The sequence below is a fragment of the Sphingobacteriales bacterium genome, from assembly GCA_016700115.1.
GTDB lineage: Bacteria > Bacteroidota > Bacteroidia > Chitinophagales > UBA2359 > UBA2359.
In genome coordinates this window covers 5,850,500-5,873,801 of record CP064999.1, presented here as the reverse complement: position 1 = coordinate 5,873,801, position 23,302 = coordinate 5,850,500, and the positions used below count along the sequence as shown (strand labels likewise).

Here is a 23,302-nt window from a genome sequence, read left to right as displayed (position 1 = left end):
AATTTGGTATGGCTTTGACAATTGCGGCTACCTCTATTATGACTCGGTTTCTCCTGCCACCTTATCCTGCGAAGATGTTGGCAGCAGTCATACGGTTACGCTAACCGTACACGATGGCAATGGCAATTCTTCTACTTGTAACGCAAGCGTTGTGGTTTATGACAATGAAGCACCTGCGGCATCCTGTCAGGATATTAGTGTGGACTTAAACGAATCCGGCAATGTGAGCATTAGTGCCGGAGACATCAATGATGACAGTACTGACAACTGCGGCATATCGGGTATGTCTTTAGATGTAACCGATTTTGATTGCGAAGATGTAGGCGAAAATACCGTAACGCTGACAGTTACAGATGTAAACGGCAACTCTTCAGAGTGTACGGCAACCGTTACAGTCAATGATGATACAGATCCTGATGCTCAATGCCAAAACTTCACCGTCAACTTAGATGTCAACAACAGCGCCTCTGTCAGTGGAGAAGATTTAGACGATGGCAGCAGTGATGCCTGTGGCCTTGCAAGTTTAAGCGCAAGCCCCAATAGTTTTGGCTGCGGGGATGTGGGTGAAAATACCGTAACCCTTACCGTTTATGACAACAACGGCAACAGCAGTTCCTGCACTTCAACGGTAACTGTAGTGGATACCGAACCACCGGTAGCAGGATGTCAGGACGTAACGGTAACCTTAGACGAAAATGGTACGGGAAGCCTTTCCGCTGAACAAGTGAACAACGGCAGCAGTGATAATTGCGATTTCGACCTGTTATTGGATCAGACCGATTTCACCTGTGCCAATCAGGGCAGCAATACCGTAACGCTCACGGTTACAGACGGAAGCGGCAACACCTCGACTTGTTCGGCTGTAGTTACGGTTATACCCGGTTTTAGTGCGTCTATCAATCCAAGCGGATCTACTTCCTTGTGTGAAAATGAGTGCATTTATTTAGATGCCGGACTTTTTGCCTCCTATCTATGGAGTGCAAATGCAGGCAGTTCAACCGGTCAAACGGTAGAGGTGTGCGATGCAGGAACTTATTCCGTAACGGTAACCGATATCAATGGTTGTACCTCAACTGCCGAAATTTCTGTAACTGTTAACCCCCTTCCCACACCTGAAATTACCGCAGACGGAGCGACAAGTTTCTGTGACGGTGGAAGTGTTGAGTTGGACGCAGGGGAATACAGTTCTTACCAATGGAATGCATTAGGAGGCAATGCGACAACTCAAACCATCACAACAACCGAAGCCGGTACTTACAGCGTTACAGTAACGGATGCCAACGGTTGTACGGGTGTTGATAATATAGAAATAACCATCTATGACCTGCCTGTTGTTTCTGTTGACGGAGTTACACAGGTCTGTGAAGGCGGTACTTTGAACTTTTCCGCAAGCGGTGGAAACGCATACACCTGGGTCGGACCGAATGATTTCAGTTCCAGCTCCGATAATGTGACGATTACCAACGCTGAGGCTTCTATGTCAGGAACTTATACGGTAACTGTTTCAAATGAAAATGGATGTACTTCAGAATATGAAGTGGAGGTATTGGTGAATACAGCACCCGATGCTCAAATAACAGGGAACTTTGTTGTATGCCAGGACGATGATTTGACTTTGGTGGCAACAGGCGGAACGACTTATTCCTGGAGTGGTCCAAACGGCTATTCTTCAACCGGAGCCACTTTGGTAAGAACCAATTTTGATGCTACTATGGTGGGAACTTATTCGGTTACGGTATCAGACAATATAGGTTGTTCGGCAGAAACATCTGTAACGGTTTCTATATCGGGTAGCGGCTTTACCGTAAATGTTACAGGAAATACCAATACCTGTATTGGCGGAAGCATCAGCCTTACTGCATCTGCAGTTGGCGCTGTTTCTTATTCATGGTTAGGTCCGGATGGGTTTGTAAGCAGCGGTGCATCTTTTACACGCCTGAACGCTACGGCCGGTATGTCAGGTATATATACAGTTTTTGTAACCAATGCCAATGGTTGTGTCATCACTGCAACCCGGGAAGTAACGGTCAGTTCTACGACTGCCATTGTAACCGGAACAACCAATGTTTGTGTCGGCGGATCCATCAACCTGATAGCATCGGGTGGAAACACCTATCAATGGAGCGGGCCGGGCGGCTTTAGCTCTACCGGTCACAGCATTTTGCGTACTAATGCCAACACTACTATGTCGGGTGTATATTCGGTAACGGTCAGCAACGCATTAGGATGTACCGGAACTGCGAACATCACGGTTACCGTACACCCCAATCCATCGGCCACCTTAACCGGAACCTCCACAATTTGTTCGGGAGGTACCATAACCATCACTGCCCCTGCCGGAGCTACTTCTTATTTGTGGAGCGGCCCCAACGGATTTACAGCCACAGGTGGTCCGTCAATGACCCGAACCAATGCCAATACAACGATGACAGGACAATATAAAGTAACTGTTACCAATGCCGGAGGATGTACGGCAACTGCTGCAAGAAGTGTATCGGTCAGCGCACCCACTAATGCCGCTGTTACCCCGACCACTACGACAACGAACTTCTGTTCTAATGCCAACGTGGTGTTTACCGCAACTACAGCCGGAGTTGCCTATAACTGGTCAGGACCGGGCGGATTTACCGCCACTACCGCCGCTATCAGCGCACCACCCGTAGCCGGTCAATATAAAGTAACCGTAACACTAAATACCGGTTGTATTGCCACTGCAACCCGAAATGCCTCAATTATCGCAGCCCCCAACGCTGTCATCACGGGTAATCTGAATGTCTGTGTGGGAGGAACGATTTCCTTGCTGGCATCCGGTGGTAATTCTTACAACTGGAGCGGTCCGGGCGGATATACCCGTATAGGTAATAGTGTGTTGAGAACCGGAGCAACAACAGCAATGTCGGGTACCTATACCGTAACCGTAACCGGAAGCGGCGGGTGTAAATCTACGGCAAGTGTGGTTGTAACGGTTTCTGCCTGCAAAAACGGCGAGGATGCAATAGCCTTTGAAACCTTGTTTGCCTATCCCAATCCGACCAACAATCAGACAACGATTACCTTTACTGCCCTCAAGGCCGAGCTTATGCACTTATCTGTTTTTGCTATAGACGGCAGGGAGGTAGCGGTTTTGTTTGACGATATGACCGAGGCTGAAACGCCATACTCCTTTGAGTTAGATATGAGTCATTTGCCATCGGGAACCTATTATGCAGTCTTGCGCCGTTCAGATGGAGCGGCACAGCATCTCCGACTGATGGTAGTGAGATAATGGCTGATTGACCGTGAGCTAAAGAGAAAATCCCCCGTACTTAGTTTTATCTAAAGTATGGGGGATTTTTTGTTTCTTCATATAAATGGCAAAAGAATGGTTTCTCACATAAAGCTGGTTTTAAAACAGTTTTTGTTATTATACGAAAATGACATTTTAAACAGCCCAAAAGGTATTTAAGCAGATATATTGGTAACTACAGATAGATTTTACCATATCCGGTGTAATGTTATTTATTGTTTCAGTAAAGAAGTTGCTGATTAGTTCAAGGCTTGTGAAGTGTTTGTTGGTGAACTTTCTTTTGATGTGGTGCCATATTTTTTCAGCTGGATTGAGTTCGGGACTGTAAGGAGGCAGAAAGACAAGAAAAATATTTTCGGGTATTTTGAGCTTTTTTGCCTTGTGGAAAGCCCCGTTGTCTAAAACAATGATTTTGTATTCAGCAGGAGTTTGAAGGGAAAATTCATGGAGAAACACCTGAAAGGTATTTGCACTGCAACAAGGCATTTCCAACTGAAACTGATCCCTGGTTACGGGAGAAAATGCTCCGAAAAGATAAGTGTATTGAAACACCTGCTGGAAATTGCAAACCGGCTGTATGCCTTTGGCGGTCAATCCCCTCCCGTGCCTGGTATGCAGACCAAAGCGGCTCTCGTCCTGAAAGTATAAATTTATGCTGTCATAGCATGGCGGAACAGACAACGCTATTTCCGCTATTTTTGAACTAAAGTTTTTTAAAAAAAACTACAGCCTCCGCATCCTTTTTCACATGACTTTTGCGTGCTGCCTTCACTTTGCTGCCAAATTTCCTGCCCGCATATTTTAGTAGCGTGTTATACTTAACTTCCTTTTTAAATTCCTGCTCTACCCATTGCTCCTGACTTTGACAGTTAAATGAGATAACCCGTTAATAATCAATGATAATAAGAAATAAAAAACCGCAATTGTAGTGGCAACTTTTTTTCTTAGGCTATTGTTTTTAAGACAATATGCTTACATTTGCGGTATGTTTGTAAAAGCCACTAAATCTAAAAACCATACGTATATTCAGTTAGTGGAATCTTTTCGTGAAGGAAAGACTACCAAGCACAAGGTAATTGCCAACTTTGGTCGCCTTGACCAGTTGCGTGATTCAGGATTCCTACTATCAGTTGGGCAGAAATTGCTGTCATTGAATAACACGCCTTGCATTGGGGCAGAGAATTTGCAGGAAACTGCACGCTTCTGTTATGGTCATTTGGTCTATAAAAAAGTATGGGAGCAACTTGGCATCGGAGAAATTATCAAAAAATGTGCTAAGGGAACAAGGATAAAGTTCGATATAGAAGAGGTGATTTTCTATTGTGTGCTTCATCGTCTGTTGAAAAGCAAATCAAAACATCAAGCATTTAAAGATCAGAAATTGTTTTATGGGCTAGGAAACATAATTGGGTTGCAAGAAATTTACCGAAGTTTAGATTTTTTGTGATAAAAAGCAGGCAATTGAGACACAACTGTTTTACCATAAAAAAGGCGTTTATGCTAAGCCCATCGAAGTTGCTTTTATGATGTAACGAATTATCACTTTGAGACAAACAGAGCAGATGCTTTACGCGAATTTGGGTTTAGCAAAGCTGGAAAGTTTAATGAAGTACAAGTGGTGATGGGCTTATTTATAGATAGCACAGGCAGACCGATAGGCTACGATCTTTTTCCGGGTAATACTTTTGATGGTCAGACGATGGTAGATGCGCTGAAAATGTTAGAAAAGCAGTTTAATATAAGAAAAGTCATTGTAGTAGCCGACAAAGGTCTCAACTCGAAAGAAAATTTTCATTTAATACGTCAAGCGGGTTATGACTACATTGTTAGTGCCCGCTTAAAATCGATGCCCCAAAAGTTGGTACAAAAGATTTTGGCAACCAATGATATGGAGACAAAGACTGTGTGCGAGGATACGGGTGAAGTAACATTTAGCTGGAAAGTGTTGGATTACGAAACAACCTACAGCGATGCCAATAAAAAGAAACAAAAATTGCAAGATAAACTCCTAATTACTTGGAGTGCCAAAAGGGCAGCCAAAGACGCAAGAGACAGGGAAAGACAAATACAAAAAGCAAAAGTCAAATTAGACAACGGAGCGGACTTGCAAAACAAAAAGGGGCTAACCGATTCCTGAAAATGGCGGAGAGTACCAATACAAAAGCTGCTGAAATAGACCAAGAACGAATAGATGAAGATGCAAAATGGGATGGTTACTACGGCATACAGTATAGTAAAACGGATATGACGAACGAAGAAGTCTTGGCAAACTACCATCAATTATGGAAAATAGAAGAAAGTTTCCGGGTATTGAAGACCACCCTATCCACTCGACCAATTTTTCATTGGACACCCAAAAGGATAAAAGGACATTTCATGACCTGTTTTTTAGCATTCATGCTCGAACGGACGGTGGAACTAACCCTAAAGTTTGCAAACATCAACTTAAGTCCATGCAGTATTAAAGAAGAACTCAATCAAATGCAATTGTCTGAACTAACAATTGATGATAAAAAGTACTTGCTGAAAGGTGCTGACACAGCATTAACCAACAAAATCCTTTCGGCATTTCGTATCCCTCCGTTCAAAGACTTAGCTCCAGCGAACTAAATAACCCGTTTTGTAGTGGCAACTATGCCATTTTTAGGAAACTTAACTCGCTGATTATCAATGGTTTGTGAAATTTAACTGTCAAAGTCAGGAAAAAAACTACAGCCTCCGCATCCTTTTTCACATGACTTTTGCGTGCTGCCTTCACTTTGCTGCCAAATTTCCTGCCCGCATATTTTAGTAGCGTGTTATACTTAACTTCCTTTTTAAATTCCTGCTCTACCCATTGCTGCAACTCTATATACCCCGCCAAACCATTATTGGGATCCTTTAACTTCTCTTCTATTCTATCTTGTTCTTCTTGCGTAAACACCGAGTGTCTGCCTGTTTTTCCTTTTCTGCCATTGTGAAGCAAGGCTTCTATTCCCCCTGTTCTATAATTTTTACGCCATGTGTTAATACTTTGACCCCATACCCCTACTCGTTCCATTAACTGCTGCTTCGTAATACCTTTTTCTCCGACCTTCTTCATCTCTATCAACATCAACAGTCGTAAACGAATCATCGCAGGTGACTGACGAAGTAGTTTCCTTATTTCCTCAAAACTCTCTTTTACAGGTATATATAGTGCCTTTGACATAACTATGACTCGGTTTTAAAATGACAAAGATAAAATTAATAACACAATTACTAAATCAAGGCTAAATTGTTTTTCATTTCTGTATTAACAATCATTTGGAATGAAATTTTTATATTTTTGCACCCGTCTTTTTACACTCAAACTTAAAAGCTAATCAACTTAAACGCTTTTATAGATATAATCTATTTTGTTCTTGCCCATCCATTCTTTTAATTTCCTCAAATTTTACATGTTTTATCTTTTTATTCAATTAATACCAAAATATGAACAGGAGTAGTACTATAATAAAAAGTGTATTTTATGCCATGGCTTTATGTAGCCTTTTTTTTAGTTTTTCTAATGAAACAGAAGCACAACCCGGAGCAGTAGGCACCAACAACCTCAATGGAAGTCCCTTTACCTGCACCACCCTTACAGATTTAGGTGCGTTTCGTCAGGCTCGCATACAAGCTAACGTAAGTTCATCCGGTGTTACGTGGGAGTTTCCGGAAACTTGCAGCTATCCGGGCAATGTGTGGCGACCTTACGCATCAGGCACAGGTGCCGTAGCTTTTAATTCGGTCATACCCCCCGTAGGCGGTACCGGCTCAGCTTTATTCAACAGCAGCAACGGCGGCAGTTCCGGCACTTTAGCTACTACTGTTAGCGGACGCTATTATACCTTTAATATAGAAGACAAAACTGCTCCTGATAACCTGTATATGGCGGTATTAGAAACCACTTACAATCCTAAAAGCATCACCTCAGTTACCCGATGTTTGGCAACACCTGCCGCCAATCAGTCGGTGTTGATTAGTATCGCCCTTTCTGCCAATCTCACATCGGGCGAGAACGTATTTGTGCGATATACTACCGATGCTTATGCTACTTCTACCATAGTGCAAGCTACTTTTAGCGGCACACTGGGCATCGCTACCATACCTGCTCTACCTGAATCAAGTGTGGTGAGTTATTATGTGTATTCCAGCAACAGAACCCTGGCAAACATCAATGCAAGTGTAACTTCACATGGACAGATAGCACACGATATGAGTACCTTAAATATTGACAACAATGGCGGCAGCAACTACGGTTACACGGTTATTGCTTCGGTAGGAAGCACATTATATGTAGATGCATCTATAGCCTCAAGCGGCAACGGTTACTCGTGGGCTACCGCCTTTAAAACCTTAGATGAAGCATTGGCTTTGGCACATTGCTCCGCAGTATTCAATACCATCAATGTAGCAGCCGGTACCTACAAGCCAACCAAAAAACCGTATAGTAGTGGTTTTGAAATGACCACTGATGATGTCCGTGATGTTACCTTTCACCTGCCCGATGGTGTAGCCTTATATGGCGGTTTCCCCAACGGCGGTGGCACACGCAACATCACCGCCAACCCTACCATACTCAGCGGCGATTTTAATAATGACGATGTAATTAGCGGTACAAACATCTTACTAAGCATCACCGGCAATACCGAAAACGCCTATCATGTAGTACTCTCTGTATCTGATGCTGCTACCACTATATTAGACGGTTTTACAGTAAGTGGGGGACATGCAGAAATCAACAGTAGTATATCGGTAGAAGGGGTAAGTATTTCGCGGCATTCAGGCGCTGGAATGTATAACCATGCCTCCTCTCCCACCATTACCAATGTTACCTTTACCGGTAATGATGCCCCCTTAAGCACACAAGGTGGCGGTGGCATGTATAATATCAGTTCGTCCGCACCTGCCATCAGTTACTGCACTTTTACCCTTAATTATGGGGATAACGGCGGCGGAATACGAAGCCGTGATTCATCGCCTACCATCAGCAACTGCTCTTTTATTGATAATAGGGGTATTGGTGGGGGTGGAATATCTATTGAATTATCCTCGTCTCCCACCATCAGTCATTGCACTTTCTATAATAACGGGGCTGCTAACGGTGCCGGAATACGAAGCTTTTCTACCGCCCTCCCCGTAGTTAGCAACTGCGCTTTTGTTGAAAACAGAGCCAGTACCGGAGGTGGTATGCATACCGGTGTTGCAAACATTAGCAATTGCACCTTTACCGACAACTTAGCTCCCACAAGCGCAGGCGGTATACATGCTACATCAACTGCCACCATAGTCAATAACTGTATCATTTGGGATAATAACAGTGGAATTGGTGGCACGCCCACCGTTAACAACTCCATAGTACAAGACGGTTATGGAAGCTGTACCAACTGCCCGAATACTAACGGCAATGCCGACCCCATCTTTGTAAATGCCGCCGACCCCGATGGCGCTGATAATATACACCGCACTGCCGATGACGGCATCCGCCTGCTAAGCAGCAGCCCCGCCATTGATACGGGTGATAACAGCCTCATTCCCTCCGGCATTACCACTGATATCATAGGCGCAGCCCGCATACAAAATACGACAGTGGACTTGGGTGCTTATGAAGGAGGAGTTTGCGTCACTTTAACCGCAGCAGCCCCCGCCGCCATAGTGAGCAGTCAAAGTACCTGCGCCGGCTGTACCCTTAGCGGTGGCGTTATAGCCCCGCCGGCTACTGCCTGCCCCGCCGGTTCTATCCTGCAATACTCTACCAATGGCGGAAGCAGTTGGACTACCACGCTGCCCACCTACAATCAAACCACCCCCATAACGGTACTCACCCGTTGCGCATGCATAATAGACAATAATATAGCAAGCCCCACAAGTAGCGTAACTACGGTGCCGGGAGTATGTACACCGGTTTCTGCCGGCATCACCAACAACACCGGCACAACAGGACTTACCTGCACTATTACTGCCATCAACGTTACCGCCACCGGCGGCACAAGCTATGCCTGGAGTGGCGGCGCAACTCCTTCAACGGCTGCCAATAGCTTTGCTGTTGCCGGAACTTATACGGTAACCGTAACCGGAACGGGCGGTTGTACGGCAACGGCGAGTATTGCCATATCTAATTCATCAGATACGACACCTCCAACCTTGGTCTGCCCTATCAATCAAGCGGTTACTACTGACAGCAATGGTACTGGCGATTGTACCGGCGGTTACACCATACTCAACCCTATGTCGGATGATTGCACGGGTGGCACATGGAGTGCTGTTTTTTCGGGGAATTCCAATGGTAATCCTGCCAATGTTTCGGGAATAGCCAACGGCAGTGCCAGCTCAATCATTACCTTCCAAAAAGGGGTTACCACTGTTACACTAAGCGCTACCGATGGGGCAAACAACACTGCCACCACCTGCTCTTTTACCATTACCGTAACCGACAACGAGCAGCCCACTATTACCTGCGCCGGAACTGTTACCATCAACAACACTCCCGGACTTTGTACAGGCACAACCACATTGACGGCGCCAACGGTGAGCGATAATTGTACGATATATGGCAATGCTCTGGATTTTGATGGCTCGAATGATTACATTTCGTTCACAGCCAATCTGTCAACTGTTACAAACTTCACTTATGAAACTTGGGTTTACCCGAGATCAAACAGCGGATGGCAACGAATTCTTGATTTTGGGAATGCTCCGGGTGTTAATATTTTCTTCACAACCTCTTATGATGGTGCAGGCCGACCGCGTTTTGCCATTAATTATGGTGTTGGTGAGCAAATAATTTCCGCACCCAGCCCATTAACCTTAAATACCTGGCAGCATATAGCAGTTACATTAGGAGGCGGCGTTGCCAGAATGTATATCAACGGCATTTTAGTGGCAACCAATATTTCCTTCACCTATACCCCATCAATTGTAGGAGGTACGGTAAACAACTGGATAGGAAGATCACAGTATGCCGATCCTTATTTTAATGGTAAGTTAGATGAAATCCGGATATGGAATGTTACACGAACAGCAGTCGAAATTTCTGCGAATATGAATGCTGAACTAAACGCACAACCGGGCTTGTTAGCAGTTTATCATCTTAATCAGGGAACCGCAGGAGGAGCAAATGCAGGTATCAATACTGCTATTGATGCTTCGGGCAACAGCCGTACAGGCACATTGAATAATTTTGCACTAACGGGAGCAACTTCTAACTGGGTAGGTGGTGTATTTGGCAGTTTAACCAACAACGCCCCCACCACTTATCCCGTTGGCAACACGACCGTAGTTTGGACGGCAACCGATGCAGCCGGCATTACCGCCACTTGCAGCCAAACCGTAACCGTTGTTGACAATCAGCCCCCCAGCGTAACCTGCCCTGCTACAACGACCACCATCAATACCAATGCGGGCGCGAGTTGTCAAATCACCATTCCCAACTATGCAGCCCTGTTAAGCCCTACGGACAACTGCACTGCTTCGGGCAGCATTGTGGAAGCACAAACTATTCCGGCAGGGGCATATAACGTCAGTGGCGATGGAGCGACTGTGGTGGTGAACTATACGGCAACCGATGGGGCAACCGTGCCCAAAACCACCACTTGCACCGTTACGATTACCGTAAACGATGACGATGCGCCGACTTTTACCTGTCCCACGCCAACATTAGTGTTAAATACCACCGGCAACGGTAGTTGCGAAGTAAGCATACCCGATTTGGTGGCGATGGTTTCCGATGCTGCCGACAACTGTGGATTGGCGGCTGTTCCGGTTACTCAAAGCATCCCTGCTGGGGCTTATAGTGGCGTATCGGATGGCAATACCATTCCTGTTGTCGTTACGGTTACGGATGCAGCAACACCTGCTAATACGACTACTTGTACGATTACCTTTACGGTGAATGACGACGATGCTCCGGTGGTTACCTGTCCATCGGCAACGACTGTTATCAACACGAATGCCGGGTCAAGCTGCGAAATTACCATTCCCAACTATGTGGCGATGCTTAGTCCTACCGACAACTGCACGGCTTCGGGTAGTATTGTCGAGGCGCAAACCATTCCCGCAGGGGCTTATAATACGGGGGTCTATCACGGGGCAACGATTACCGTTCAATACTCCGCTACCGACAGTGCAAGTCCGGCTAATACAACAACCTGTACGGTGGTGATTACGGTGAACGACGACGATGCACCCACGCTTGCCAATCCGGGCGATCAGGTGTTGAATACCATTCTGAATACCTGTGCTGCCAACTACACCATCATAGATCCGTTGACCGACAACTGCGTGGCCACCTGGAGTTATACCCTGAGCGGTGCTACTTTTGGTGCTTCCTCCGGCATAGCCGATGGCAGCAACAGCAATGTGATCTCGTTTAACAAAGGGATTACCAACGTTACCCTGAACGGGATTGATGAAGCCTCGAACCTGGCGATGACAGTATGGTTTACGGTAACGGTATTAGATATTCAGGCACCGACCTTGACCTGTCCGTCCAATCAGGTGTTCAATACTGCTCCTAATTCTTGTAATGCCACCTTTACGCTGGTTGACCCGATTTATGATAATTGTCCGGGAGTTACCTGGGGCTTTGGTCTTAGCGGCGCAACAACAAGCTCTAATTCGGGCATTTCCGACGGGGCAAACATCAACAATGTGTCGTTCAATCCGGGTGTAACGACTGTAACGTATAGCGGAGTGGATGCTTCGGGCAACCTGGCAACTACCTGCTCGTTTACGGTGTCGGTTACCGACAATCAGCCACCAACCTTTACCTGTCCGACACCTCCTTTGACACTGAACACGACGGGCAACAATAACTGTGAGGTAGTCATACCCAATTTAGTGCCATTGGTCATTCCTTCTGATAACTGCGGATTGGCGGTACCTGCTGTTACGCAAAGCATTGCAGCAGGAGTATATACCGGTGTCTCGCATGGAAGTACTATTCCTGTTTCTTTGACCGTAACAGATGCTTCGGGAAATACTGCGGGATGTACGGTTACGTTTACGGTGAACGACAATGATGCGCCCGGTCTAAGCTGTCCGTCCAACATTGTTCAGGCGAGCAATCCTTCAACCTGTGAGGCATCAGTGCCATTTACCCTTCCTACACCGACCGACAATTGTACGGGTGCAACCTTAGTGAGCACGCATTTGCCGGGCAGCTCTTTTGTTGTCGGAACGACCACAGTAGTCCTAATAGCAACAGACGGAGCAGGCAACAGCACGAGTTGTTCGTTTACGGTTACGGTCAACGATGTAACACCTCCGTTAGCGGTGTGTCCGTCAAACATTTCACAACCGGCAAGTCCGGGACAATGTTTTGCACCAATTACCTTTACCATTCCCCCTGCAAGTGATAACTGCACGGGTAACCCTTCTGAGTTTTCGAACATCCCATCGGGCAGCAATTTTGCAGTGGGAACAACTACCGTTCAGATAACCGCATCGGATGCGGCAAACAATACCGGAACCTGCAGCTTTACCGTTACAGTTACCGACAACCAAACTCCGGTTGCACAATGTCCGGCAAGTATCACGCAAACAGTAGGTACCGGAGTTTGCAACACGGCGGTTAGCTTTACGCTTCCACCGGCAAGCGACAACTGTTCTGTTGTTCAGGTTGCCAATCCTGCATCGGGCAGCAGTTTTGGTCTTGGCACCTCCACCGTAACAGTTACGGCAACCGATGCCTCCAACAACAGTTCTTCCTGCTCGTTTACAGTTACCATCAACGGAACCGCGCCTCCTGTTGCCAATTGTCCGGCCAATATCATTCAAGGGGTTGATACCGGACAGTGTTTTGCTACCGTTAATTTCACCCTTCCTGCTCCATCGGACGATTGCGGAGCGACCTCGACAGCTAACCCGGCATCGGGCAGTACTTTTGGCATTGGCACCACCACCGTAACGGTTACGGCAACTGATGCAGTGGGCAATATTGGAACTTGTTCGTTTACGGTAACAGTGCCCAATCCGGTTGCTCCAGCGATTTACGGAACACCTACCGGATGCAGCATCGTTACTCTGACGGCAAGCGGAGGGACAAGCTATCAGTGGAGTGGCGGCAACACGCCCAATCAGGCGTTAAATTCGTTTACCACAAGCGGCACCTATACGGTAACCGTTACCAACGGCAACGGATGTGTGAATACTGCAAGTGTGGTAGTAACGGTAATACCAACCACTTTCAATGTAACGACCGTAAGTACCTGTAACAGTTTTTTCTGGCCGATAACGGGTCTGACCTATACTGCAACGGGGCTTTATCATCACTTAGTCGGTTGTCATACGGAAACCCTGGATTTAACCATCGCGAACGGAGGCAACACCACGAATACGACCTATATGTTTGCGTGCGTTAGTTATACCTGGCCGGTAAACGGGCAGACCTATACCGAGACGGGTATTTATACCCATACGGTGGGTTGTACGACTGAAATACTCGACCTGACAATCAACGAAGGCAATGAAACGATTGGCTATGTATCCGGTATTACCAGCAGTATTTGCGAAGGAGAAACCATCAGCACGACAGCCAATGGCGGAACGAACTATCAGTGGAGCGGACCAAACGGATATACGGCAACAGGAGCAATCCTGAATCGCCCAAATGCCACGACAGACATGACAGGTCTATACACGGTTACAATCAGTGCCGGAAATGGATGCATTGAAACCATCATAACGACCCTGATTACGGTAAATACCAATCCGGTGGCAGGTATCACAGGGGTGAATAACCTCTGCATCGGCAATACAATCATGCTGACCGCAACAGGGGGCAATTTCTATCAATGGAGCGGACCGGGAGGCTATACCAACAGTGGTGCTGTTTTAACGCGGGTCAATGCAACTGCACCGATGAGTGGGGTTTATACCGTAACAGTAACCAATGCCAACGGGTGTATCGGTACGGCAAGTATGAATGTAACGGTCAATGCGGCACCGGTGATTACCATTACCGGAGCGACGGCAGTATGCACCGGCAGCATCATCAACCTGACGGCAACTGGTGGGGTAACCTATCAATGGAGCGGGCCGGGCGGCTTTACGTTTAACGGAGCAAACATGACCCGCACGGCGGCAGCCGGAACCGGGGGCAGCTATTCTGTAACGGTAACCGATGCCAACGGATGTACGGGCATCAAAGCAGTTACGGTGAGTGTAACCACCTCAACGGTATCTGCCAATATTACGGGAACGCTGACCTATTGTGCAGGCACAACGATTACCCTGACGGCATCGGGCGGTGTGTCGTATCAATGGAGCGGCCCGGGCGGGTATAGTGCAACGGGCAATGTATTGTCAATTCCCAACTCAACACCTGCCATGTCGGGAGTATATGTAGTTACGGTAACTAACGCAGGAGGATGCACGGCCTCCAACAGCCGCAACATCACGGTATATCCGTTGCCCAATGCGGTGATTACGGGCAATACCAATATCTGTGTGGGTAGCACGCTGATATTAAGTGCATCGGGCGGAACATCCTACGTTTGGAGCGGGCCGGGCTTTAGTTCCACCTCTGCCAATATCAGCCGTGCCAATGCGACTGTGGCTATGAGCGGAACATATACCGTTACCGTAACAGGAACAGGCGGATGTAAATCAACGGCAAGTGTGCTGGTAACGGTCAATGCAAAACCGGTTATCACCATTACAGGTGCAACCAGCGTTTGCAGTGGAACCACCATTACCTTTACGGCAACAGGAGGGGTTAGCTACGCCTGGAGCGGTCCGGGCGGATTTACCGACACCGGCGCAACGATGGAACGCCCCGGTGCTACCACTGCTATGGCAGGGGTTTACAAAGTAACGGTTACCAATGCCGCTGGTTGTACAAATACAGCAAGCAAGAGCGTTACCGTGTTAGCATCGCCCAATGCGGTGATTACCGGAATGTCGTCGGTCTGCGTAGGAGCAAACCTTTCTCAGTCTGCTTCGGGAGGTACCTCCTATTTATGGAGCTTCCCCGATGGACCGACCGCCAACACGGCAGCATTTGTCCGTATCGGAGCAACGCTGCCAATGGGAGGAACCTATACCGTAACCGTTACGGCAAGCAACGGCTGCAAGTCAACGGCAAGTAAAGTGATAGCAGTCAGTGCTTGTAAATCAGATTTGATCGGCGAGGAAATGGTGCAAGAACTGACCGCCTATCCCAACCCGACCGGAGGACTGACTACCATTGCCTTTACCTCCGTTGAAGCCGAACATGTTTCGTTGTCGGTATTTAACACCGAAGGCAAAGAAGTTGCAACGCTGTTCAACGGGCAGACGGAAGCACTTACCAACTACGATTTCGAGTTAGACCTGAGCCTTTTAACGCCCGGCCTGTATTATGCAGTATTGCATCCTGCCAACGGACAAATTCAGCGGATTAAGCTGATGGTGGTGAGGTAATTTTTAATGGTTAATGGTTAAATCCCCCTGTACTTAGGATTATTTCGGGTTCAGGGGGATTTTTGTTTTTAAATCCAGGACAAATCGTTCAAATCAAATTGATAAGCTCTGTTAATCTCCGTAATATTGCGGTTAAATCATTTAATACATGGAATTTAAAACCATTATTGAACCGTTTCGGATTAAAACAGTTGAGCCGATTACGATGAGCACCCAGGAGCAGCGGGAGCAGTATCTGAAAGATGCCCATTATAACCCGTTTCTCCTCAAATCGCGACATGTCATCATAGACTTGCTGACAGATAGCGGCACTTCGGCCATGAGCAGCAATCAATGGGCGGCTATGATGCGTGCCGATGAGTCTTATGCAGGTGCCCGTAGCTGGAAACGATTTGAAAAAGCCGTACACAAACTTACCGGAATGCCGCATATTTTACCCACCCATCAAGGACGGGCTGCGGAAAGAATTTTATACACCTATATCGGCGGCAAGGGTAAATACTTTTTCAGCAATACTCATTTCGATACCACCCGTGCCAATATCGAATACAGCGGGGCAACAGCTATTGATATTCCGGTTCCGGAAGCCAGAGATTATAACTCCCCCTTTCCGTTTAAAGGGAATTTAGATGTAAGTGAACTGGCGAAGCAGATTGAAAAAGTTGGAGCCGAAAATGTTGCCGGGGTCATATTAACCGTAACCAACAACAGCGGCGGCGGCCAACCGGTAAGCATGGAAAACACGCGACAAGTCCATCAATTGTGCAGACAATACAATATCCTGTTTATTTTAGACTGCTGCCGGATTGCAGAAAACAGCTACTTTATTCATAAAAACGAAACGGGGTATGCCCAAAAAACCTACCGCGAAATTGCGCAAGAGATGTTTTCATTGGCCGATGCGGCGGTAATGAGTGCAAAAAAAGACGGATTGGTGAACATGGGCGGATTTCTGGCACTGAGAAACAATGAGCTATCCGATGCCTGTATGCAGTTGCTTATCATTACCGAGGGGTTTACCACCTACGGCGGTTTGTCGGGGCGCGACATGGAAGCAGTAGCTGTTGGATTGGAAGAAGTATTTGAGCCTGATTATCTGAAATACCGGATAACAAGTACACAGTATTTGGGAGAACAGATTCTTCAGAAAGGCGTGCCTATCATATATCCTGTCGGAGGTCATGCCGTATATGTGGATGCTAAAAAGCTCTATCACCATATTCCGGTTCACCAATATCCGGGGCAGGCGTTGGTCTGCGAACTGTACCGGATTGGCGGCATCCGCAGTGTTGAAATAGGCTCGGTTATGTTTGGCAAATACGATGAACGGGGAAATTTAATACCCGCCCCCATGGAATTGGTCAGGCTTGCGATTCCACGAAGAGTTTATACACAATCGCATATAGATTATGTGATAGAGGTGTTTGATGAAATTCTGGCAAACAGACAACAGGTCAGGGGGTTAAAAATTACCAAAGAACCTCAGTTTTTAAGGCATTTTACCGCTCATTTCGGACTATTGGATTAATGGAAGTTCCTTTGTTTTCAGCTTCCGGTTATTTCTGATTTTTAGCCGGTTGCAACATGCTCTCTCTTTGGCCCGTAAATTGTAATTTTAGTGTAAATTATTTGATAGGTCAGATACTTATAAGTTATTTGGCAGAACAATAAACTCAAAAAAACAAATATTTGTTGTTTTTTTTTGCGAAAAATTAAGAACCGTTCTGTTTTGGTGCTTAACTTTTACAAAGAAGAGAAGCATTTTTGCAGATGAAATGTCTGAGATAAAAACTAACCTGTCTGAATGCAATTTCCCAATTTTAACCCCTATAGCATAAGGGTTTTGACCTTGATTCTTTGGTTAACATTTGCCGTGCACCTAAGTGCCAGGGAATACCTTGTGCAAATCAGACATTTTAGCATAGAAGATGGCTTGTCGCACCGCGATGTACAAAGTGTGTATCAGGATCGGCAGAATATGATTTGGTTGGGCACCAAATACGGATTAAACCGGTTTGACGGGTTGAATTTTAAATGGTACACCAAAGAAACAAGCGGACTTCAGGCAAACGATATCACCAATATCATTGAGGGGGCAGATGGCCGGATGTGGTTGATTTCGACAGAACATCACTCATTCGGAGCTATTAAAAACATTGACATTTTTGACCCTGTCAGAGAAAAGGCGGAACCATTCGAACAAGTATTTGGAAAAACAGCACCCTTTGCTCCGAAAGATGTTTTGAGCTTTTGTCGCAATGCTGCCGGACACCTACTTTTTTTAACACAATACAGCGAGTTAATCATTTATGACGGCAGTTTCAAAACTATGCCACTTTGTATTGAAGTGGCTAAAAAGGGGATGACATTAAGCAGCTCGCCTTCAGGGTTAATTTGGTTGGTTTTGAATATCCCGTTTACCGGATCTCCTGAGGACGGAGGCTCGACCACCATCTATGCCTTCAACGAAAAAGGCGAAGAACTAAGACGTTTTAAGCATGAAGATTATGACTTTTCGGCTATTATTGATATGGACGCGTTTGGAAACTGCAAATATATTATAGCTCAAAGTGGAAAGGCCAACCAATTTTACAAGATTATGCCTGATGGAAGGCGAACTAAAGACCCCGAAACGGAGCAATTATTTACCGGCTACTCCCTCAATACCCGTTCCTGGGATTACTATAACAATGTGTTGAAGGCCCATAACTTTTGGTGGGTGAGTACCGGAGATAATAAAGGGGGGGCGGGCTTTATGGGAATTCCATCCAACAATTCAAATACCCTTGTAACAGGAAATAAGTTTGATGGCATTACTTATGTAAATGACATTTTTCAAGACCGGAGCGGCAGATTGTGGTTAGGCACTCAGTTCGGCTTTTATCTGATAACACTGAAACCCAACCACTTTTCAAAACTGCTTTATACGGAAGGCAACGACAGAATGGCTATGCGCGCTATTGTTCAGGATGATGCTGAAAATTTATGGGTTGTTCAGGACAACAGATTTAACTTCTGGAAAATAGACGGGAGAACGGGCAAAGCAGCGATGGTCAATCATTCTGAGGAGATTCAGGACAAATTGCCGGTCGGCAATTATTTTATAGCCCTGTTTAAAGACAGCAAAGGGTTTTTATATTATCAAAGCGAAAATCAGATAGTTCAGTTTAACCCTGTTACACTGGAGTACGAACTGTTTAAAATATCGGATCCCGATACTAAATGGATGTTTTACCGTGTTTGGACGTTTTACGAAGATGAGTTTGGAAAAATATGGTTTTCGATTGATAGTGGGGAAATCGGATTTTTAGAGAACAAAAAGATTGTGATGTTGCCACCTTTAGAAAAGCTGAACGGGGCTGTTTCATTTGCTTATCAGTTCTTTAAAGACCGTACCGGCAATACATGGTTAGTTAGCGACGGGGGATTGTATGGTTTAGAAGTGCAGACCGGTAAAATTTTTGAACGGTATTGGTCAGGTGGGAAGAACCAATATTATTTCCCTTTTGATAACCTCTTGTATATGTATCAGGACCCGGACGGCTCTTTTTGGATAGGCACAAGCGGTTCCGGGCTGATACACTGGAACAAGGGGAAACCTTTGAACCGGCAACACACTTTTACCAACGGACAAAACTCATATAGCCCTGCATCCGGATTTTACGAACAGTTCACTACGGTTCATGGGCTAAGCAACAATGTAGTATATGCGGTTTATGATGACAACTGCGATAATCTGTGGTTGCCGAGCGATTACGGCATCATGCGCTTTAACAAAAATACAACCCGTACTGAAACTTTTTTGACCGGTGACGGAATAACACACAATGAATTTAACCGCGTTTCACATTTTAAAGCAAAAGACGGAACGCTATATTTCGGAGGTTTAAACGGGATTACATTTTTTCACCCCGATCGCTTTTCTGAAACAGAATCTGAGATAAATCCGCCCTTAGTCATCACAGATTATCAGCAGTTTACAGAGGATGGGGAAATTTCTGAAACAAGAAAGTCCGCATTTTTAAGGGATAAAACGATTACATTGTTGCCGGATGACCGCTTTTTCAGATTGGAATTTATGTTGCTCAATTACGAGGAAACAAGCAAGAACCGGTATGCCTATCTGTTAAACGGAGTGGACCGTCAATGGCATTTTATTAAAGATAATGTGGTTAATTTCAGCAGCGTGCCTTATGGCAAACACCGGCTTCAAATTAAAGGACAGACTCCGGACGGACAATGGTCTGATAATTTGTTGACGCTTCAGGTGGTTGCTGTCAAACCGGTTTACCTTCAAATCTGGTTTTTATTGCTTTCCCTCTTTATGTTGGGGCTTGCCTCTTATCTATATTATAGAAGACGGACACAATTGCTTCGCAAACGAAAGCAGGAACTCGAAAAAATTGTCGAGGAAAGAACGCATCAGATTTTGGTGGATAAGGTTACGATTGAACAACAGGCAAAAGAACTCAAATTGCTTGAAAGACAGAAATCCAGATTTTTTGCCAATGTCAGCCATGAGTTACGCACCCCGCTTTCGCTCATTATCGGGCCTGTAGCCACGTTGCTCAAAAGTAAAGTGTTGGAGTTTCAGGATCGTCAATTGCTAAATTTTGTTTATCAGAATGGCAAACAATTGCTTCGGTTGGTCAACGAAATATTAGACCTATCCAAGTTAGAAATGGGGTTTTTGGAGGTTAAAGAATCGGCCATCAATTTTCATGAGTTTATCAATTCCTTAGTTGCTCAGTTCGGCACTATCCATCATGGTAAATCCATCGAAGTTGGGTTGGAAAATTTATCTGACCCACAACTCAATATCCTGACAGATGTGGGAATGTTGGAAAAGGTAATTCTGAATTTTTTGTCGAATGCTGTCAAATTTACCGATCAGGGAGGCACTATAATTTTAAGGGTTGAGGATATCGGTGAACAATTGATGGTGGTTGTTTCTGATAACGGAACGGGTATTCACCCGGAAGACCTGCCGTTTATTTTTGAGCGCTATTTCCAGTCCAAACTGAAAAATGCTCCGACACAGGGCGGAAGCGGGATTGGGCTTTCTTTATGCAAGGAGTTAGCTTTATTGATGGGCGGGACTGTTTGGGTTGAAAGCGAGTGGGGCAGGGGCAGTACTTTTTATTTTCAGTTTCCCAAAAACGAAGCACCTGCCGACCTGGTTGTATCTTCAACTACAAACGAATTGGACAACGTTTTGACGAATAATTCAATGAATGGTAATCTGCAATTGCCGGAAGGAAACAATCCATCAATTGCCGTTAAACCGGTAATTTTGATCACGGAAGACAATAACGACCTGCGAAATTATCTGAACATTTTACTAAGCGACCAATATGAGGTGATTTCCGCCACCAATGGTCAGGAGGCTTGCGAAATCCTTATGTCCGGCAGAATTCCCGACCTCATACTTTCTGATATTATGATGCCGGTTATGGATGGGTTTCAGTTGCTGGATAAGATAAAAAGTAACGACAATTTCCGGCATATTCCCATTATTATGCTGACTGCCCGCGAAGACCTGAAGTCGAAACTTAAAGCGCTCCGCATAGGGGTAGATGATTACCTGACCAAACCTTTTGAGGAAGAAGAACTGAAGGTCAGGATAAAAAATCTGCTCGATAATTACAATAACAGGTTGGAGTTTGCAAAAAGCCCGTCCAATAAAAACAGCCAAAAGCCGGAGGAGAAGCAAATGATCATCAGTAGTGTGGATGCTTTATGGTTGGAAGAAGTTGAAAAGGTTTTTACCCAATATCTTGCCGAGCCTCAGTTTGATATGGATTGGGCTGCCGACAAACTGAATCTGAGTCAACGACAGTTTAACCGAAGGATTAAACAACTAACGGGGCTTGCTCCCTATCAGTATCTCAGAGAAATGCGCCTTCAAACTGCTAAAGTTTTTTTGGACCAGGGTAAATTCAGCACCATTAAAGAGGTGGGGTATGCGGTTGGCTATTCGGACATCAAGTATTTTTCGGCACAGTTTAAAGAGCGTTTTGGCATTTACCCTTCCGCCAGTCTTCATAGTTCAATCCATCACTGATTTTCTTCTGAATGTAATAGAATCCGGAAACTTATAATAAAGCCCATGGCAGGCGATTTTTGTTTCCCTGCAAAGACTTCATGCACCCCTGCATTGGCTTGAATCACCTGCACATAGCCTTCATGCACCCCTGCATTGCTTTTAATCACCTGTGCAAAGAAGCAATGTATCTTTGCAATGCTTTAAATCACCTTTGCAAAGACGCAATGCACCCCTGCAATGTTTTAAATCACCTGTGCAAAGACTTATTGCACCCCTTCAAAGCTTCAAATCACCTGCACAAAGACTTCATGCACCTCTGCAATACTTTAAATCACCTGTGCAATGACTCAATGTACCCCTACAATTTCCCAATGCACCCCTGAAAATTCTGCGAAAATCTGCGTTATCTGCGGGAAAAATAATGTGAACCTGTAATAACTAAGAGCTAATCCGACAACACTAAGTAATTGAAATGTTACTTGAATTAAAATTCTAAAACCGAAATTCAATACAAGATCATAAAAATTGCCTTTAATATGGATTGTAATATTAAAATAGTCCATTCAAGATAATGGCAGTTGATATTTTTTGGAACTGAAACAATTTTGTTATCCTTATCCCGTAGGGATAATATATTGGTAGCTACGAAAAACAACCCGTAATCATCATTCCGTAGGAATGTAATAAAGGTTGTAAAAGATGTTGTTCTATGTAAATTACATGCCTACGGCATTGAGATTCCTTGTACCGGCTGTTCTACCAATATAATATGCCTACTGCATTACATTTATCCCAAAACGCCAGATTTTGGGATATACAGAACAATTGGATTAGACTATAATGAATTGGCAATCCGTATAACTCCAAGATGCAACAGGTGCTCTTTTAGTGCTATTCACTTGGAATTAGTTGTCGGACAGGCACTTAACTGACCTGAGTTGCAATTTTTTTTATCGCAAAGTGCACAAAGTAAGACGCAGAGTTTCACAGCGTTTTTTAAAACATTGACTTAGCCTGATTTAACTCCAACTTCTCTTGTATAAACCTTAGAAAATAGTTGTTCAGGGGGCAAATATTTAAGAATTGGGGCAAAAATGTCCATTTTGACCCCCCAATATGTCCATTTTGTATCCTATTGGGCAATCTAAATTTGCGGCGACAATCACAATCTTATTATGAATCCTGTACGCCCGCAAAACATGATGTCAAACAACAGCAGAATTATCATCGGTGATTTATTTCCCAACCCGCCTATGCCCGATGGTGGGGTCTATCTGAATTGCAGTGGAAGCATACAACATGCGTTGGCTGTCATCATTAAGTCAGATCAGGGCAATGTGGTATATGAAGCAGCACATAACCTCCCTAATTCCGGTGGAACTATTTTTATGGACTTGAGCGCATTGCTACCGGGTGAATATGAAGTCATGATTGTTTGTGGCTATTACAAAGAAAGGCGCAAACTCTATATCTGGGAAACTGCCAAAAAAAGTATATGGAAAAAGTGGTTCAATTAGTTGGGATGAAATACCCGGCACCTTGTCAAGACCATAATCACAAGAAAT

The 23,302-nt window shown here is 45.1% G+C and carries 9 protein-coding genes and 1 pseudogene; 8 read left to right on the top strand and 2 right to left on the bottom strand.

Features of this window, described 5'->3' with window-relative positions; all coding sequences use genetic code 11:
* Positions 1-151: 151 nt before the first annotated feature.
* The gene (locus IPM47_21225; protein ID QQS29315.1) at positions 152-3,265 is read left to right on the top strand and encodes a T9SS type A sorting domain-containing protein; all 3,114 of its coding nucleotides are present in this window, start codon (positions 152-154) and stop codon (positions 3,263-3,265) included.
* A 156-nt stretch (positions 3,266-3,421) separates the two neighbouring features.
* Here IPM47_21225 and IPM47_21220 read toward each other — a convergent pair whose 3' ends face one another.
* Positions 3,422-3,967: an IS630 family transposase gene (locus tag IPM47_21220; GenBank protein QQS29314.1), complete on the bottom strand. Its 546-nt coding sequence runs from the start codon at positions 3,965-3,967 to the stop codon at positions 3,422-3,424.
* Positions 3,968-4,214: 247 nt separating this feature from the next.
* Between IPM47_21220 and IPM47_21215 the strand changes: the two genes are divergently transcribed.
* The 3 genes and pseudogenes from IPM47_21215 to IPM47_21205 all read left to right on the top strand — a co-directional run bounded on the left by IPM47_21215 (position 4,215) and on the right by IPM47_21205 (position 5,896).
* Positions 4,215-4,733, top strand: coding sequence for a hypothetical protein (locus IPM47_21215; protein QQS29313.1), 519 nt, complete (start codon positions 4,215-4,217; stop codon positions 4,731-4,733).
* A gap of 63 nt (positions 4,734-4,796) precedes the next feature.
* Positions 4,797-5,423, top strand: a pseudogene (locus IPM47_21210) (IS1634 family transposase).
* Between the two features lie 2 nt (positions 5,424-5,425).
* Positions 5,426-5,896 carry a transposase gene (locus IPM47_21205; protein ID QQS31556.1) on the top strand — a complete coding sequence of 157 codons (471 nt, stop codon included), beginning with the start codon at positions 5,426-5,428 and terminating at the stop codon, positions 5,894-5,896.
* A gap of 22 nt (positions 5,897-5,918) precedes the next feature.
* Here IPM47_21205 and IPM47_21200 read toward each other — a convergent pair whose 3' ends face one another.
* Complete coding sequence (locus tag IPM47_21200; protein QQS29312.1) at positions 5,919-6,476, bottom strand: helix-turn-helix domain-containing protein; 558 nt, start codon at positions 6,474-6,476, stop codon at positions 5,919-5,921.
* Positions 6,477-6,739: 263 nt separating this feature from the next.
* On the opposite strand from IPM47_21200, the gene IPM47_21195 reads away from it, so the two are divergent.
* The 4 genes from IPM47_21195 to IPM47_21180 all read left to right on the top strand — a co-directional run bounded on the left by IPM47_21195 (position 6,740) and on the right by IPM47_21180 (position 23,254).
* Positions 6,740-15,691: an HYR domain-containing protein gene (locus tag IPM47_21195; GenBank protein ID QQS29311.1), complete on the top strand. Its 8,952-nt coding sequence runs from the start codon at positions 6,740-6,742 to the stop codon at positions 15,689-15,691.
* Positions 15,692-15,839: 148 nt separating this feature from the next.
* On the top strand, positions 15,840-17,219 hold the full coding sequence (locus tag IPM47_21190) for a tryptophanase (GenBank protein ID QQS29310.1): 1,380 nt from the start codon (positions 15,840-15,842) through the stop codon (positions 17,217-17,219).
* A 276-nt stretch (positions 17,220-17,495) separates the two neighbouring features.
* On the top strand, positions 17,496-21,755 hold the full coding sequence (locus IPM47_21185) for a response regulator (protein QQS29309.1): 4,260 nt from the start codon (positions 17,496-17,498) through the stop codon (positions 21,753-21,755).
* 1,157 nt (positions 21,756-22,912) lie between these two features.
* Positions 22,913-23,254, top strand: coding sequence for a hypothetical protein (locus tag IPM47_21180; protein ID QQS29308.1), 342 nt, complete (start codon positions 22,913-22,915; stop codon positions 23,252-23,254).
* The last annotated feature ends 48 nt before the right edge of the window (positions 23,255-23,302 follow it).